Source organism: Arthrobacter sp. TJ-170 (genome assembly GCF_058269305.1).
The window spans coordinates 86,563-104,413 of the sequence record NZ_JBZCNL010000002.1 but is presented as its reverse complement, the minus strand read 5'-3'; the positions used below and the strand labels follow the sequence as shown (position 1 = coordinate 104,413).

The 17,851-nt window shown below is 64.3% G+C and carries 11 protein-coding genes; 4 read left to right on the top strand and 7 right to left on the bottom strand.

The annotated features are described in order from the left end of the window. The first annotated feature begins 140 nt into the window (after positions 1–140). On the top strand, positions 141–5,858 hold the full coding sequence (locus tag AC4D1W_RS04440; RefSeq protein ID WP_490897945.1) for a peroxidase family protein: 5,718 nt from the start codon (positions 141–143) through the stop codon (positions 5,856–5,858). Between the two features lie 215 nt (positions 5,859–6,073). Here the strand turns inward: AC4D1W_RS04440 and AC4D1W_RS04435 are convergent, their stop codons facing one another. Both AC4D1W_RS04435 and AC4D1W_RS04430 read right to left on the bottom strand, forming a co-directional pair. After that, the gene (locus tag AC4D1W_RS04435; protein ID WP_490897944.1) at positions 6,074–7,063 is read right to left on the bottom strand and encodes an AfsR/SARP family transcriptional regulator; all 990 of its coding nucleotides are present in this window, start codon (positions 7,061–7,063) and stop codon (positions 6,074–6,076) included. Between the two features lie 188 nt (positions 7,064–7,251). Beyond that, the gene (locus AC4D1W_RS04430; RefSeq protein ID WP_490897943.1) at positions 7,252–7,794 is read right to left on the bottom strand and encodes a hypothetical protein; all 543 of its coding nucleotides are present in this window, start codon (positions 7,792–7,794) and stop codon (positions 7,252–7,254) included. A 98-nt stretch (positions 7,795–7,892) separates the two neighbouring features. Between AC4D1W_RS04430 and metG the strand changes: the two genes are divergently transcribed. Next, positions 7,893–9,461, top strand: coding sequence for a methionine--tRNA ligase (gene metG, locus AC4D1W_RS04425; protein WP_490897942.1), 1,569 nt, complete (start codon positions 7,893–7,895; stop codon positions 9,459–9,461). A gap of 59 nt (positions 9,462–9,520) precedes the next feature. Here metG and AC4D1W_RS04420 read toward each other — a convergent pair whose 3' ends face one another. From AC4D1W_RS04420 to AC4D1W_RS04400, 5 genes are all read right to left on the bottom strand, one after another. Next, positions 9,521–10,030, bottom strand: coding sequence for a hypothetical protein (locus tag AC4D1W_RS04420; protein ID WP_490889044.1), 510 nt, complete (start codon positions 10,028–10,030; stop codon positions 9,521–9,523). A gap of 58 nt (positions 10,031–10,088) precedes the next feature. Then, the gene (locus tag AC4D1W_RS04415) at positions 10,089–12,572 is read right to left on the bottom strand and encodes an ABC transporter permease (RefSeq protein WP_490897941.1); all 2,484 of its coding nucleotides are present in this window, start codon (positions 12,570–12,572) and stop codon (positions 10,089–10,091) included. A 2-nt stretch (positions 12,573–12,574) separates the two neighbouring features. After that, positions 12,575–13,342, bottom strand: a complete 768-nt coding sequence (locus AC4D1W_RS04410; RefSeq protein ID WP_490889040.1) for an ABC transporter ATP-binding protein — start codon at positions 13,340–13,342, stop codon at positions 12,575–12,577. A gap of 111 nt (positions 13,343–13,453) precedes the next feature. Beyond that, positions 13,454–14,146, bottom strand: a complete 693-nt coding sequence (locus AC4D1W_RS04405; protein WP_490897940.1) for a response regulator — start codon at positions 14,144–14,146, stop codon at positions 13,454–13,456. Beyond that, positions 14,147–15,346, bottom strand: coding sequence for a sensor histidine kinase (locus AC4D1W_RS04400; protein ID WP_490889036.1), 1,200 nt, complete (start codon positions 15,344–15,346; stop codon positions 14,147–14,149). 187 nt (positions 15,347–15,533) lie between these two features. Here AC4D1W_RS04400 and AC4D1W_RS04395 point away from each other — a divergent pair, with 187 nt between their 5' ends. Continuing rightward, positions 15,534–16,589: a 3-isopropylmalate dehydrogenase gene (locus tag AC4D1W_RS04395; protein WP_490889034.1), complete on the top strand. Its 1,056-nt coding sequence runs from the start codon at positions 15,534–15,536 to the stop codon at positions 16,587–16,589. 118 nt (positions 16,590–16,707) lie between these two features. Next, positions 16,708–17,814 (top strand): branched-chain amino acid aminotransferase, encoded by a 1,107-nt coding sequence (locus AC4D1W_RS04390; protein ID WP_490897939.1) that lies wholly within the window; start codon positions 16,708–16,710, stop codon positions 17,812–17,814. The last annotated feature ends 37 nt before the right edge of the window (positions 17,815–17,851 follow it).

Below are 17,851 nucleotides of genomic sequence, written 5' to 3'. Positions count from 1 at the left end.
ATCCAACTCCAACCGTCGACTGGTTCGATGATCCGCCTGTCTGCTTGGGGAAACCCTGACCCTCCCAAGGTATTCATAACGCTCGTACGAAACCCTTGCGGCACCGGCGGAAGTCCGTCGACTAGGTCTTGGGAGGAATTATGGGAAAGGCACCACACACTCCGGAGGAGCACCCGGCCGCGCAGACGCGGCCGTGGGCGTTCCCGTTCAGGCGCACACTTGCAGCGTTCACCTCGCTTGTCATGCTCACGGGCGTTGGTCTGCCCCTCATTGCTGGACCCGCGCAGGCGGCGCCGGTCGGACAGGGATTCAACGTGACGTCCTCGGACCTGGCGTTCATCCTGCGCCAGATCAAGATTTCTGAGGCGCACGTCCGCAACACCACGTCAGAAACGGGACCCTGCGGCGCGCTGCTCGGCACCTCACCCGACCAGGTGCCGGGGCCGCTGGTCTCCTACGGACTTCGCACCGTGGACGGATCCTGCAACAACCTGCAGGCCGAGCGCGAGAATTTCGGTGCCTCGAACCACCCGTTCCCCCGCATGACTACGCCGGAGTTTCACGCCGCCGAAGACGGAGCGATTATTCGCCAACCCGGGCAGACAACCTATGACGGCATCGGAAACGTGGTGGATTCCCACCCCCGCGTCATCAGCAACCTGATCGTCGACCAAACCTCGACCAATCCCGCAGCCGTCGCCGCGGCCCAGTATCCAGTGCGAAGCCAGGGCAACGAAGGCGTTGTCCCGTGTGACGCCGAGGGACTGCCGGCAGGGTGCGTGCCCGCCGGGGAGACACTCTTCATTCCGAACATCACCACCGACGTCGGGCTATCACCGCCCTACAACTCCCTGTTCACCATTTTCGGCCAGTTCTTCGACCATGGCCTGGACCTGGTCAACAAGTCCGGAAGTGCTGTCTTCATTCCGCTGAAGGACGACGATCCGCTGATTCCCGGAGCGGACGGCCAGTTGGGAACCGCTGACGACCTTCCGGCCCGTATGCGCTTCATGGTGCTCACCCGGGCAACCAACCAGCCGGGCCCGGATGGGCAGCTTGGCACCGCTGACGACGTACGTGAGGCGACCAACCGGACCAACCCCTATGTGGACCAGTCACAGACCTACAGCTCCGACCCCTCCCATCAGGTGTTCCTGAGGGAGTACGCCAACAACGTCGACGGGAAGCCGGTGTCCACGGGAATCCTCCTCGAATCGGCGGACGGCGGCATGGGCACCTGGGCGATGCTCAAGGCGCAAGCGGAAACAAAGCTGGGCCTGAAACTGGTTGATTCCGATGCACTGAGCATTCCGATGATCGCCGTCGACCCGTACGGGAAGTTCATCCCCGGCCCGGCACGCGGACTGCCCCAGTATGTAACGGCTGACGGCCTGGTCGAGGGCAATGTCGCCGCTCCGGTCCCGGTTCCGGACAATGCTCTCCGGATCAACGAGGCATTCCTGGACGACATCGCCCACAACGCTGTGCCGAAGCCCGGCTTGACGCCCGACGCCGACGATGTCATCACTCCTCCCGGAGCACCGGGAAGCACCTACGACAACGAGATGCTGGATGCGCACTTCGTCGCCGGTGACGGCCGCGTCAACGAGAACGTGGCGCTCACCATGATCCACCAGGTCTTCCACTCCGAGCACAACCGCATGGTGCATGACATCAAGCGCACGTTGGAGGCAGACACTTCCGCCCGTGGCATAGCTGCCCTGGCCGAATGGAGGAGCGCAGCCGGCGCCGACGGTTGGAACGGCGAGCGTATCTTCCAGGCTGCACGGTTCGTGACCGAGATGGAGTACCAACACCTGGCTTTCGAGGAGTTCGCCCGCAAGGTACAGCCACTCATCGAACCTTTCGGCACCTACCACGATGACGTCAACCCGGCCATCACTGCAGAGTTCGCCCACGCGGTTTACCGCTTCGGTCACTCCATGCTGACCGACACCGTTTCGCGGACCAATGTCGACGGCTCAACCAACGATGTCCCGCTGCTGGACGCTTTCCTCAATCCGCAGGAATACTTCGACGGCGGAAGTGCCGGAAAGTTGACGCCCAAGGAGGCAGCGGGAGCCATCGCCATGGGCATGTCTGACCAGGTCGGTAACGAGCTCGACGAGTTCACAACGGACACCCTGCGCAACAACCTCCTGGGGCTGCCGCTGGATCTGGCCGCCATCAATATCGGCCGCGCCCGGGAAACCGGCATCCCATCGCTGAACAATCTGCGCAAACAGCTTTACAACACCACTAACGACGGACAGTTGAAGCCCTACACCAACTGGATCGACTTCGGATTGAACCTGAAGCACCCTCAGTCGCTGGTGAACTTCGTCGCTGCCTACGGCCAGCACCCAACCATCACCGACGCCACGACATTGGCGGACAAGCGGGCAGCCGCCACGCTACTGGTGAACCCGCCTATCGACGCTGCGGAGGGCACAGTCCCCACGGACGCGGCGGACTTCATGGGCTCAACCGGAGCATGGGCGAACGATGGGGATGCGTCAAAGACGGGTCTGGACAAAGTGGATCTGTGGGTGGGAGGACTTGCCGAGCGCACCAATCTTTTCGGCGGGTTGCTCGGGTCAACGTTCAACTACGTCTTCGAGCAGCAGATGCTCGACCTGCAAAGCGGAGACCGGTTCTACTACCTGGCACGAACCGGCGGCATGAACCTCCTCTCCCAGCTGGAAGGTAACTCTTTCGCCGAGATCATCATGCGCAACACCACCGCCACCGCCATGAAGGCTGATGTCTTCGGGACCTCCGACTGCACGTTCGAGCTCGGCCGGCTGCAATTCAGTGGCACAACAGTGCTGGACGATCCGCTGTCGCAGTGCAACGAAGAGTCGCTGTTGATCAGGATGCCCGACGGCACCATCCGGTACCGAACCACCAATTCCGTCGATCCGGCCGGTATCAATGGCCAGAGCGTTTACAACGGCACGGCTGAGGCCGACCGGGTGTGGGGCGGCGTCGACAATGACACCTTCCTCGGGAACGAGGGCAACGACATCATTGAAGGCAACGACGGCGGCGATACCGCCCTCGGAGGAGAGGGCAACGACATCATCACCGACTCCGCCGGCGACGACGTCCTCAAGGGCGGACCCGGTAACGACGCACTCGACGCAGGTCCCGGCCTGGACCTGATCCTCGGAGGTGACGGAAAGGACTTCATCAATGGCGGAGCCAACACGAACAACGTCTTCGGCGGCGTGGGCAATGACTTCATCATCGCCGGCGGTGGTAATGATATGGCCCGCGGTGACTCCGGGAGCGACTGGTTGCAGGGCGGCGAAGGTGCCGACCTGTTGATGGGCGACAGCGGCGCCCCGTTCTTCGACGATCCGAACGATCCCGGCCACGATGTCCTGATCGGCGGGAACGGCGACGACGATTACGACGCCGAAGGCGGCGACGACATCATGCTTGCCGATCCCGGAATCGAGCGGAATGCGGGCGCGGCCGGGTTCGACTGGTCCAGTCACCAGTTCGACCCGCTGGCGGCAAACGCCGACCTTGCCCTGAAGCTACTCGGTGTCCCGCAGCCCGTGGACGTCCTGCGGGACCGTTACGCGGAGGTGGAGGCGCTCTCAGGTGCGGGAAAGAACGATGTGCTGCGCGGCGACAACGTTGTCCCGAGGCTGGTCGAGGGCGAAGGCTTCTCCGGGAAGAACTGGCTTGACGGCCAAGGTGTGGCACGGATCAGCGGCCTCGGGGACCTGCTTCCCGCCGGCGCAACCGATAACGGCGGCGTCTGGGGCGAAGGCAATATCATCCTGGGAGGTGGAGGCAGCGATGTCCTTGAGGGCCGTGCCGGCAACGACATCCTCGATGGGGACAGGCAACTGCGCGTGCGGCTGAGCGTCCGTACCGACCCTGCGGATCCTGCGACGGAAATCGGCAGCACCCAGGCAATGGACAAGCCGTACCTGTCCGGCAGCTCACGGACCCTGCAGGCTGCGGTCTTCGCCGGTGACGTCGATCCCGGAAACATCGTCATTGTCCGGGAAATCGTCGACGGTGGCACCGGTAGTGATGTGGACAGCGCCGTCTTCTCGGACCTCGAACAGAACTACACCGTAACCACCGTTCCATCGGGTGCGGCTCTGGGGGCTCCAGGCAGCGTCACCACGGTGACCCACCTCGGTGATGACCCGGATGCCCTGCCGGAACTCGGTGACGGCGACGGCGTTGACACCCTGCGGAACGTCGAAAAGCTGTTGTTCGCGGATTCAGTGGCACCCGGTGTGCCGGAGGTCGCGGCCGCAACCGCGGGCGACCGCTCCGTCAACCTGGAATGGAATGCACCGGCTTCTCCCGTCACCACCTATGAAGTGCGCGCGGTGGACGCCAGCGGGGCCCCTGTCGGAGCACTCCGGCAAGTCCCCGGCAATGAAACCACCACGGTTGTGAACGAGCTGACCAACGGGCAGGCATATCGCTTCCAGGTACGCGCTTCCAACGAAATCGGGACGAGTGCGTTCTCGCCCCTGTCCGCACCGGTAGTCCCGGACGTCGTGCCAAACGCACCGGTGGACGTGACGGGCGTCGGCGGCAACGGCGTCGTCAGTCTCTCATGGACCGCGCCGACTTCCAACGGCGGCACAGCGCTCACGGGATACAAGGTGCAGGTGCTCGTCGGAGAGACCCTCATCCAGAACATTCCCCTCACGGGGACAGCGACGACCACGGAGGTTACCGGCCTTGCCAACGGCACGGCTTACAGCTTCAGGGTCCTTGCATTCAATGCCCACGGTGACGGCGCGCTCTCGGCGGCTTCGGAACCGGTCACGCCAGTGACTGTTCCGGGCGTTCCCGTGGTCGGAGCGGTGACTGCGGGGGCGGGATCCGTAATGGTGAACTGGACGGCACCCGAAACCGACGGCGGTTCTGCCCTCACCGGTTACGCAGTCCAGGTGGTCGGTGCTGATGGACAGCCGGTGGGAGCCCTTCGGGCAGCCGGTGCGGAAGCCACACGTCTCGAGGTTACCGGCCTTACCAACGGAACGGAGTACCGCTTCCAGGTGAGGGCTGTAAACGCCCTCGGCGCCGGTGAGTTCTCTGCTCTCTCCCAGCCCGTTACGCCCGTCAGTTCCGAGTTGAAGGAAGACTTCAACGGGGACGGAATCGGTGACGTGGTTGCGCGGGACAGCGTTGGAAGGCTGTGGCTGTATCCCGGGAACGGGGCAGGGCACCTCCAGACCCGATCACTGTTCGGAACCGGCTGGCAGGGAATGCGAAGCATTATTGCCACCCCCGACTTCAGCGGTGACGCCATCGCGGATATCATCGCCACCGATTCCACCGGCAGGCTCTGGCTCTACCGCGGCAACGGCGCGGGCAAGTTGCAGCGGGGGGTTCAGATCGGAAAGGGGTGGAGCGGCTTCACCCTCACCGCCCCAGGCGACTTCAACGGAGACAAGCGATCCGACCTGCTCGCGCGGGACTCGTCCGGCAGGCTCTGGCTCTACCCCGGAAACGGAGCCAATGGGTTCCAGTCTCGGGTCCTCGCAGGCAGTGGTTGGAACGGCTTCCGGATGGACAGTACCGGTGACTTCAACGGCGACAGCCGCTCGGACGTGATCGCGTACGACAGCACGGGGCGGCTGTGGCTTTACCCAGGGAACGGCATCGGCGGCTTCCAGTCCAGGAGTCAGTTCGGCAGCGGCTGGCGTGGGTACACACTGATCGGCATCGGCGACCAGACCGGCGATTCGCGCTCCGATCTCCTGGCGCGGGACTCCGCAGGAAGGCTGTGGCTGTACCCGGGAACCGGCACGGGGCGGGTCACAACCCGGACGCAGATCGGGAGCGGATGGGGTTCCTTCCTGATCGCGTGAGTGCGTAGGACCGGTTCGACCGGGAAGGACCATGGCGGGTAGCTTCGACCACCCGCCATGGTCCTTCTCTTTCGTGCCGGCTCACATCTGCAACGAAACACCGAAAGGCCCTCCCGGACACACTGAAAGGGTTCCCGCCCTCATGGGCAGAAACCCTCTCAGTGTCCCGTCCGCGCCCTCCCGCCCCATCGCGGACGGGCACGGGACGGGAAGTTTTACGCTCCGGACATCGCCCGTACGAGGAACGAGTTGATGACGTGGGTAGCTTCCCGCAGGGACTGCCGCACCACCTGCGGGGATGCTGCTGCCGCCACCGGTGCAGCTGTCCTGCTGAGCTGGCTGTGCAGAACAAGGAGCGCAGACAGAACATCGGAGAGTTCCCCTTCGCTCTCGGCGGTAGCCTGCAGGAGTCGTGCGTGTGCGGCCTTCAGGCCGGGTCCGGGTGCGCAGCCCAGCTCCCGAATCATGGCCCGCCGGCACTTCTCGTAGCTCTGAAGACCTTCTGCGTATCGTCCCGAACGCTCAAGGCCACCGACGCGGACCAGCCAGGCCCGCTCGTTCAGCGCGTCCATACCCAGGGCTTTCTGCGCCCATTCGATCGACTCGGACACGGCACCGAGCTCTGCGGCCGTCTCTGCCGCCAGAACGGTCGCTTCGAGGACCCGGGAGCTGTGGAGTTCCCGCTCATCTTCCGCCCATGCCGGGAGCAATTCGTCACCGAGCAACGGTGCTGTCGCGAGTGCGAGGGCCTCATGGAGCAGCTCAAGCGCCGTTTGCGGTGCGCTCTGCTGTGCCTGGCGAAGGAGCTGGTCGAAGCGGAACACGTCCAGGTCCACCATGGCGGCGTCCATGACATAGCCGCCCGTCGTGGTACGCAGGGGACCCTGCTTGCCGCTGCCGGGCTGGATGTTCCGCCGAAGGACACTGACGTAGCTTTCAAGCGTAGGAAGCGCTTCTGTCGGTGCGTGCCCTTCCCAGAGGACCTCGATGAGGCGGTCCTTCGAAACGGGGGTGCCGAGGCTCAGCAGGAGGATCTCCAGGATCTGGCGCGGCTTCGGGCCGCCGAGGGTCCGGGCGGTCAGCACGGTATCACCGCGCCGGATACGAAGGGAGCCGATCAGCTGGACGCTCAGGAATGCCGGCACGCCTGGCGCATCCGCAGGTATACCGGAGTGAAACGGTGAGAAGGTGTCTGACTGCAACATGAGCGAGACCTCGTCTTTCTTGCTTGTGATGACGAGATCAAACCTAGGGACCCGAGAAACACGGATCACGAGTAGGGTCTACCCGAAAATATGCCCCCGATCGGAGAGGATTCGGGGGCACTACTCGAAAATGCGAGAGTATCGATCCGGGTGGTCTCCTGAGTAGCGGAGACGGCTACTCACTGTACTCACTGACCCGCTGTGTGATGCTCAGTTCCCAGCGAAAGCCGGGTTTCGCCGTCGTCGCTGAGTACCAGCGCAAGGGCATTGTTCGGGATTTCGAAGACCAGTGTGGCGTCGATGGTTTCGCCCTGCTCGGCGGTGTGCTCGGACGGTGATGCCCAGATGACCCGCGGTTCGCCCGTGCCAAGACCGTCAATGAAGTAGTCCGAGGCCCTGAACGTAATGCCGTCCGGTTCCAGCGCCGTCAGTTCGAGTAGCACGCGCACGCGATGAGCGCCGTCGGGCATTTCCGTCTGCAATGCTGCGCCGTTATCGGGAGGTGCCCACCCGTCCGTCTCCAGTGGCAGGATTCCGTTGATGCGGGCGAGTCCGCCATCCACCGTGTCCGATGCGCCGAGCATCGTGGGCGTCTCCTCCTCAACGCTGTTCGTGAGCACCCATGTTGTCCCGCCCATCACGCCGATCAGGAGCGCGGCAGGAACAAGTATCCGGTGCCGGGGAACAGCCCGTGGGCGGGAAACGGGGCGGTCGTCGAGCTGGTGTGCCATGCAAGTAGTGTTCGGTTTCCACCATGGGAAAACCATGATCGCGGGTACCGCCGGCGCAATGATGCGACAACCCAACCACGGCAGGGTAACTTTCTAGGGTGAGTTCTGCGCAGAAACCCCCTTTCTACATCACCACGGCAATCACCTACCCGAACGGCGTGCCCCACATCGGGCATGCGTATGAATACGTGGCTACCGACGCCATCGCGCGGTTCAAGCGGCTGGATGGTTACGACGTCATGTTCCTGACCGGTACTGACGAGCACGGCATGAAGATTGCCCAGACGGCCGAGAAAGAGGGGATCACCCCCAAGGAGCTCGTGGACCGCAACGCCGCAGTCTACAAGGCGGCTCACGCCGACCTCGCGATCACCTACGACCGTTTCATCCGCACAACGGACGAGGACCACTACGCCGCCTCCCAGGACATCTGGCGGCGGATGGAGGCCAACGGCGACATCTACCTCGACAAGTACGCCGGCTGGTACTCGGTACGGGATGAGGCCTACTACACCGAGGAAGAGACGGAGCTCCGCGAGGACGGCATCCGCTACTCGAAGGACACCGACACGGAGCTCACGTGGACGGAGGAGGAGAGCTACTTCTTCCGCCTGTCCAGCTACCAGGATCGGCTACTCGCGCTGTACGCGGACCAGCCCGAATTCGGTGCGCCGCAGTCACGGTTCAACGAGGTGATCAGCTTCGTGAAACGCGGACTGGATGACCTCTCGATCAGCCGCACCACCTTTGACTGGGGTGTACCGGTGCCCGGCAACCCCAAGCACGTCATGTACGTCTGGGTGGACGCGCTCACCAACTACCTCACCGGCGTCGGGTACCCTGACACCGAATCGGAGTCCTTCCGCAAGTACTGGCCGGCGGACGTCCATGTGATCGGCAAGGACATCTCCCGCTTCCACGCCATCTACTGGCCGGCGTTCCTGATGTCGGCAGGCATTGAGTTGCCCAAGCGTGTGATGATCCACGGCTTCCTTCACAACAAGGGCGTGAAGATGTCCAAGTCACTAGGCAACGTGATTGCGCCGAAGGACTGGATGGAACAGTACGGCCGCGACCAGATCCGCTTCTTCCTGCTCCGCGAGGTGCCCTTCGGGGCGGACGGCTCTTACAGCCATGAGGCGATCGTCAGCCGCATGAATTCGGACCTCGCAAATAATCTGGGGAACCTCGCCCAGCGGTCCCTGTCGATGGTGGCGAAGAACTGCGATGGACTGGTGCCGGCGCCGTCGTCGTTGACAGACGCCGACCAGCGCATTCTGGCGGCCGCGAATACCCTGCTCGGATCCTGCCGGGCGGCGTACGAGAAGCAGGAACTGTCCCGCGCGCTGGAGGCGATCTGGACGGTCCTCGGCGATACCAATGCGTACTTCGCCGAGCAGCAGCCGTGGGTGTTGCGAAAGACGGACCTGGACCGCATGAACACCGTCCTCTACGTGACGCTGGAGATCCTCCGGATTGTATCCATCCTTGTGCAGCCGGTAATGCCCGACGGCGCGGCGAAACTGCTCACAGCACTGGGACAGGGCACGGAGGACGACGACGCCGCGCGCCGCTTCGATGCGCTCGCCACACCGCTCGTAGTCGGAATCGCACTGCCGGCGCCTACTCCGATCTTCCCGAAGTACGAGGAACCCGCCGAGGCCTGATCGGCCTGTCAGAAAAGCGGCTTGGCAGGACACGCTGTGTCCTGCCAAGCCGACGCAGTTCAGGAACGGAAACGGTCCGCCGCCGTCGCCACCATGATGGCAGCAACCTCCTGCTGCTGTCCGCGTGCCCGCTCGGCGAGCTCCCTGAGGTGATCGCGGTCGTACCCGGGGAAGGACCAGCCGGCGTCCAGCAGGACCAGGAGCGTCTCCCACAGTGCCTGCTTGCCGCGGACCAGGCTCTGCAGTGCTTCAAGTTCAAGCTGAGCGCCGGGGCCTTTCTCGGTTCTGCGTGCGTTGAGCGGGTTCAGCCGAGCAGCGACTGCGCCCAAATGCCCGAAGCCCATCTTGAAGACGTTCGGGCGATGTCCGAGAGCCTTCAGCGAACGATGAAGCTCGGAGCGCTCGCTGTCGATCTCGTCGTGGAGACGGGCAAGGGTGCGCCCGTGCGGCGTACCCTTCCATGTCTGTGCGGCTGCATCAAACAGGCGTACTCCGCCCGTCGCTCCGAGGAGATGGTCCTCAAGATAGCGGCACATCCACTGCGGTTCTGCGTGGGCAGGTTTCTTCACCGGTCCTCCTGTTGACTTCACGGTCCGCACTCGCGGACCGTGAAGCAATCCTTTCAGGTCAGCCCTCTACGGCCAATCCCTGGACGGGGGAGAGCCGGGCAGCGCGGCGTGCCGGCATCACCGATGCCGCGAGGCCCGCGACCGTGGCGACGATGAGTACACCCAGCAGTTGCAGCCATGGGAATGACGGCGTCACCACGGCCACTGAGCCCAGTGCGGCTTGGGCACCCAACCAGCCGTAGAGCATCCCGAGCCCGATTCCGATCAGGGTCGCGACGCCGGCGATCAGCACGGCTTCAACGGCCAGCATTCCGCGCAACTGGCCTTTGGTCAGCCCCAGAGCGCGCAGCAGCGCCGACTCGCGGGTGCGTTCTAGTACCGAAAGGGACAGCGTATTGGCTACCCCGATCAATGCAATCAGGACGGCGACGGCGAGGAGAGCGGTGACCACGAGGAGGAGCACATCGATGATCTGATTGAATGTCGCACGCTCGAGTGCCGCTCCTGAAACGAGATACTCGGCCAGGCCGAGGGAGTTGACGATCTCCGTACGCAGTTGAGTGATGTCGCCGGAGCTCATGGAATCATCCAGCTTCAGCCAAATAAGGTCCGCCGCGCCGCCGGAATCCTGCGCAACACCGAGGTCCGCCGCCGTCGACTCTGCAATGAGCGGCACGAGAGTACTGCTCTCAGCCTCCACCACTGGAAGCGTCTGTTCCGAGAACGAACCCTCGACCGTGAGTGCAACCGATTCTGTGCCCTCGGGCATAATGACGGCACCCTCCTGTGGGTATGCGGTCTCGGAACGCAGGACTGCTTCCGCCTCAGCTGGCGAGAGCGTGTACACGACCTGAGCGCCGCTGTCCTCGCCGGTCTGCGCGACGGGGGTGGGCTGGACCACGGCTTCGACACCTTCCATTGCCAGCAGCAGGTTCGCGGGCTCCGCCGGTTGGCTACCCTCGAGCACGACGGCCAGGTCCACGGGATAGTTCTGAGCCAGGGCATCATCGAAGGCGGTACGTGAGGTCTGCGCTCCGGTCATCATCATGCTGACCAGAGTGACACCGACGATGAGGGCGGTCGCCGTGGCTGTGGTCCGGGCAGGATTGCGTACCGCGTTGACCGCCGCCAGCGTTCCAGGCACGCCGAGCGGCTTCGCCAGCCCACCCACCTTCGTGACGAGTGCCGGGACGAAGAGACCGGCGCAGAGCAGCAGCCCGAGGAACGACAAGGCGCCGCCGGGCAGGGCAACGAGCAGGTTGGCGGTGATCGCGCCCACGGCGAGGAGCAGGCTTCCACCGACGAGGAGCGTCACGCCGAACAGTAGTCGAAGACGTCCGCGACGGGTACCGATCCCTGCATAATCCGCCGGACGAAGGGCCGCCAGGGGTGCGACCGCGGTCGCCGTCCGTGCGGGTACCAGTGCAGCAGCAAGAGTCATCGTAATGCCCACCACCATGCCGATGACTACGGCGGACATCGGCACGGCGAGGGTTGCGAACTCGCTGCCCGGAACAGTACGTGCAATCGACACCAGGGTCCACATAACGCCCGCAGCCAGCAGCACCCCGAGCGCCGAGGCGACACTTCCCACCACAGCCGCCTCGATGAGTACGGAGCGCCGGATCTGGCCGCGGCCTGCCCCGATGCAGCGCAACAGCGCCAGTTCGCGGGTTCGCTGGGCGACTAGCACGGCGAAGGTGTTCGAGATCACCAACGCGGTGACAATGACGGCGACGACCGCAAACGCCAGGAGAATAATGGTCAGCTGGTCCTGCCCGCCGGACAGGGCGGCGACATCCTCGGCGGTCTGCTCTGAACCGGAGAGTACCAAAGCATCGACGCCGGCGTCGTTCAGGGTCGGGTGCAGGGCTTCGCGGACCTGAGTCTGATCAGCGCTATCGCTCAGGGCCAGCTGGAGCCGGGCAGGAGCAGCGTCGACCGCGAGCACCGCAACTTGGGAACCGACCGCGTGCACCTGGATCATTCCGGAGGCGAAGGGGTGTGTGGACGGCTCGCTCAACCCGACCACGGCCAGTTCCACACCGGCAGAGGCGACGTTCTCTGCGGGCGTTCCCTCGCTCAGCGGGGCGCCCTCGACGAGGTCACCGACCGCCAGGTCCAGCTGCGCAGCTGATTCCGAGTCGATGATTATCTCACCGGCGGATGTTGGAAGTCGACCTTCTTCGATTTTCAGAGATTCCAACGCAGGCGATGCGAGCGTGGCGATGGAGGCGACGTTTGTCCTTGACGAGGCGGCGAGGGCAAAGACCCCCTGCGTATCTGCGTGGACATCCTGGACGCCGGGGACGGCTTCCACCCGTTCAGCCACGTCGGCAGGAAGCGTATTGCCGTTTGCGTCGGAGACCACCAGATCAGCCTTGGCGTACTCGGTGCCGATGCTGTTCTGCAGGGTGGCGGTAGTGGTTCCACCTACCATCAGGGTCGCTGCGAGGAATCCTACGCCGAGCATGACGGCAAGACCGACGGCGATGTAGCGGCGGGAGTGCCTCGCAACCTGGGAAAGGGCAACTGTGAGCACGGTTACGCTCCCAGCTGCGAGAGCGCCGCGAGGATCGCATCGGGCGTGCTCCGGTCCAGCTCCCCGACCAGGGCGCCGTCCTGCATCAGGATCACCCGGTCGGCATAGGACGCGGCCACCGGGTCGTGCGTGACCATGATGATGGTTTGACCCATCTCCAGGCTGCTGCGCCTCAGCAGTGCCAGCACTTCGGCTCCCGAACGCGAGTCCAGGTTTCCGGTCGGTTCATCGCCGAAGATGACGTCCGGCTTGGTCAGCAGGGCCCTGGCCACCGCTACACGCTGTTGCTGTCCTCCGGAGAGCTCATGCGGGCGGTGGTTGAGCCGGTCAGTCAGGCCGAGGATGGTGCAGATCTGTTCCAGCCATTCGCGGTCCACCTTCCCTCCCGCGAGGGCTACCGGGAGGGTGATGTTCTGTTCCGCAGTGAGGGTTGGGATGAGGTTGAAGGACTGGAACACGAAGCCCACGCGGTCGCGGCGCAACCGCGTCAGCTCGGCGTCGTTCAGTCCGGTGATGTCCGCTCCGCCCAGATAAATACGTCCTGAATCCGCTGTGTCCAGTCCCGCAAGGCAATGCATCAGGGTGGACTTCCCGGACCCGGACGGGCCCATGATTGCGGTGAAGCGACCGCTCGGAAAAGCAACCGTTACATCGCGCAGCGCGTGCACGATGGTGTTGTCCCTGCCATAGGACTTGTTCAGGGTTTCAGCAGCAACCGCTGCGGCGGAGACGGACGACGGCGCGGTGGCCGTTGAAGGATTCGGTGTCATGGTTCCACGCTAGGAAACGCGTGGGTGCCCGCGGATCGGACGGGGGGAGGTTTCTGCAGGCTCCAGCCTCCTACCCCGGGATGAGGTGGACGGGAGAACGGGATGAGGGGATCAGGGCTGAACGACGCCGGCCTCGTAGGCCAGCACTACGGCCTGCACCCGGTCCCTGGCGCCGAGCTTGGCGAGGATGTGCCCGACGTGCGTCTTCACGGTCGCCTCCGACAGGAACAGGTCCGAGGCGATCTCCGTATTGGACCTTCCCTGGGCAATCAGGGTGAACACCTCGCGCTCGCGGGCAGTGAGGGATTCCACCGCGGTTTTCGCCCGTTCGTTCGCCGCAGACGGTGCCCGCAGCAGCGGCGCCACGTGTTCAAGCAATCGGCGTGTGGTGGACGGGGCAATGACAGCATCGCCGCGATGAACCGTCCGTACCGCCTCCAGAAGTTCCTCGGGAGGTGCGTCCTTCAGCAGGAAGCCGCTGGCTCCGGCGTGGATCGCGGCAAGCGCGTACTCGTCGAGATCAAAAGTAGTCAGGACGATGATGCGCGGCCCAGGCTCCTGTGCTTGCGCCAGGATGCGCCGGGTCGCTTCGATCCCGTCCATGCCGGGCATCCGCACGTCCATGAGTACGACGTCGGCTGCCGTGGACGCCAGCAGGTACACCGCCTCCGTGCCGGTGCCGGCCTGGCAAACGACGTCCAGGTCCGGCTGGGAGTTGATCAGCATAGAGAAACCGCTGCGGACGAGATGCTGGTCATCGACCAGGGCCACACGGATGGTTGCGGTGGTTAGAGGGGTGCTCATTCAGGCCTCTGTGTAGGGGATCTGTGCGCGGACGCGGAAGCCGCCGCCGGTGAGCGGACCGGTTTCCACAGTCCCATCGTAAAGTTTCAACCGTTCCGCCATTCCCCTGATGCCCTGACCGCAATTGTCGCTTCCCGTGTCATTCCCCATGCCGTCGGACGCGGCGCCGCGTCCGTCGTCGTCGATTGTCACTTCGAGGCCTTTCCCCGTCCAGGACAGGGAAACGTATGCCGACGCCCGGGGTCCGGCATGCTTCAGAACGTTCGTCAGGGCCTCCTGAACCACCCGGTAAACGGTGAGTTCCGCGCCGGCGGGGAGCTGTCGCCGCGGCGTGCCGAGGTAGGTCAGCGCCACATCGAGCCCCGCCCGTCTCACCGTCTCGATCAGGGCAGGTACCTCCGCCAGAGTCGGCAGCGGGCGGGTGGGTGTGTCGTTATCGTTCCTCAGCACGCCCAGCAGCCGGCGCATCTCGCGTAGCGATCCCCTCCCGGTTGCCGCAATGGTTCCCAGCGTGGATGTTGCGACGGCGGGATCCGCAGCGGCGGCGTAACGGGCGCCGTCGGCCTGGGCAATCATCACCGACAGGGAATGGGCAACGATGTCATGCATCTCGCGGGCTATGTGGCTGCGCTCATCGGCGGCGGCGAGGTCGCGTTCCTGCTGGCGTTCGATCTCCAGCCTGCGGGTTCGGTCCTCCAGCGCCTGCAGTGTGAGTCTGCGGTTGCGGGCTAGATCGCCGAAGGCCCAGCAGAGCAGCACCACAGCCACGGCGAAGAAGATGTACAGCGCATACAGCGGGAGCTCAGCAACGCCGGTCTCGTACTGGTTCAGCCCGAACTGCGCCACGCCGGCTACCATGCCGAAACACGCAATGCCCAGACCGCCGAGGCTTGCCCAACGCGGGGCATATGCCGCGAGGGTATACACCATCACGAGGACGCTCAACTGCGCAGGAACCGGTGGCTGATTGATCAGAAGCTGGCTGACGGATACGGCGGCGACCGTGGAGGCAGCAGCGACGGTCCGCCGGCGTCGCCATGCCAAAGGAATCACCAGCGCCGTCGACACCACAAACTCCGCCGGCGATCCAGTGAGCACAAACGGCAGAGCCAGGAGGACGAACGCTGCTCCCGCCACTACAAGGTCGACCGTTCCGTGGTTCTCCCGCAGCCAGGTGGCCAACCGGTGGTGCGCATCCATAGCTACCAACTCTAGGGCGGGCTGAGAGCAACGGGCATCGCCCCACGGGTGGAGTTCTTTCCGTACGCGAACCGCCGCGGGCCACCTCCGGAATAGGGGAGGTGGCGGGCAAGGCGGCCGTGCGTACCCGTCTCAATATACGAACCGGAATTGTCCGTGATGCGGGATAGTTGCCTACGCTAATCCCATGACTTCATCCAGCATCAATGTGGCAGTAATCCCCGGGGACGGAATCGGACCGGAGGTCATCACCGAGGCGGTCAAGGTGCTCCGTGCGGCAACGTCCGCCGCAGACACGGAATTGAGCCTCACCGAGTACAAGCTCGGCGCCGAGCACTGGTTGGCCACAGGGGAGACGCTCCCGGAGGAGACCCTGGACCGGTTGCGCGGACACGACGCCATCCTGTTCGGTGCCGTTGGCGCTGCCCCGGGAGACACCCGCATTCCCTCCGGCCTGATTGAGCGGGAGATGCTGCTCAAGCTTCGTTTCAGCCTCGACCATTACGTCAATCTGCGTCCGTCGAGGCTCTACCGGGGTGTGACGAGTCCCCTCGCCAATCCCGGCGAGATCGACTTCGTGGTGGTCCGCGAGGGCACCGAAGGGCCGTACGTGGGCAACGGCGGCGCACTGCGCACGGGCACGCCACACGAGATCGCGACCGAGGTCTCGGTGAATACGGCACATGGTGTTGAGCGGCTGGTCCGTGACGCATTCCGTAGGGCCAGCGAACGCCCCCGGAAACACCTCACTCTGGTGCACAAGCACAACGTCCTGGTGCATGCCGGTCACCTGTGGAAGCGCACCGTCGAAGCTGTCGCCACAGAGTACCCGCAGGTCACTCATGACTACCTCCACGTAGATGCGGCGATGATCTTCCTGGTCACCGACCCGTCACGATTCGATGTGATCGTGACCGACAACCTGTTCGGTGACATCATCACCGATCTCGCCGCAGCCGTTACCGGCGGAATCGGCCTGGCAGCGTCCGGAAACATCAACATGGACCACACTGCCCCCTCGATGTTCGAACCGGTACACGGCTCCGCCCCCGACATCGCGGGACAGCAGAAGGCAGATCCTACTGCGGCGATTCTCTCCGCGGCGCTGCTACTGCAGCACCTTGGCTTCGGAGAGCAGGCGGCACGGATTGAGCAGGCGGTGGAGAACGACGTCGCCACCCGGTCCGGCGCGTCGCGCGCCACCGCGCAGGTCGGCGATGCGATTGCCGCCGCGGTGTCCTAAGCTGGTTAGGAAGCGTTAACTCAACTAGCCGTCCGAGTGCATCCCGTTCGGGATCACCGCGAGGCATGACAGGGTCCGTCCGCAGTGCACGCGGCGGCCAGGTAACCGTGGAGGAACCATGACAGCTACGCAGCTGGAATTCGCCCAGTACCCATCCGCGAGCCCCAAGCCGGAGGCGGACCGGGAGGCAATTCTCGCCAACCCCGGCTTCGGCAACCACTTCACCGACCACACCGTCGTGGTCGACTACACGGTCGACGCCGCCGGTGAGGGAGGTTGGGGAAACGCACGCCTTGAAGCCTACGGGCCCATTGCAATGGACCCGGCCGCTGCAGTGCTGCACTACGGTCAGGAAATCTTCGAGGGTATGAAGGCGTACCGCCATGCGGACGGATCCATCTGGACCTTCCGGCCGGAGGCGAACGCGGCGCGGCTCAACCGGTCAGCAGCAAGGCTTGCACTTCCCCAACTGCCCGAGGAGATATTCCTGGAATCTCTTCGCCAGCTCGTCGCAGCTGACAAGGAGTGGGTGCCCACGCGTGATGGCGAGAGCCTCTACCTGCGTCCGTTCATGATCGCCACCGAAGCGTTCCTCGGCGTCCGTCCGGCCCGCGAGGTGTCGTACCGGGTCATCGCCTCACCCGCAGCAAACTATTTCGGCGGCGAACTGGCTCCTGTTTCCATCTGGGTGTCCCGGAATTATGCGCGCGCCGGTCGGGGCGGTACGGGCGCCGCGAAATGCGGCGGCAACTACGCGGCCTCGCTTGCGGCACAGTTGGAGGCAGAGGCACACGGCTGCAAGCAGGTGCTCTTCCTCGACCAGCTGAACAACAACGCCGTCGAGGAACTGGGCGGCATGAATGTGTTCTTCGTCTTCAAGGACGGCACGCTCGTCACCCCCGCGCTGAGCGGGACCATCCTTGAAGGGGTAACCCGTTCCTCGATCATTCAGCTGGCCAAGGACCGCGGACTGAACGTCCAGGAGCGCGTCATCACGCTCGATGAATGGCGCGACGGCGTCAGCAGCGGCGACATCGCGGAGGTTTTCGCCTGCGGCACTGCCGCAGTGATCACCCCGATCGGTCAGCTCAAGGACGGCGACGATGTCATCAGCGCACCGGATCCGTCGGCCGGGGAGGTCACCATGTCCCTGCGTGAGCAGCTGCTCGGAATCCAGACCGGCAAGGTCGAGGATCCCCATGGCTGGATGACCCGCCTCGTCTAGCAGATTCCGAAACTGCACAGGTTGGAGCCCGGTTCCC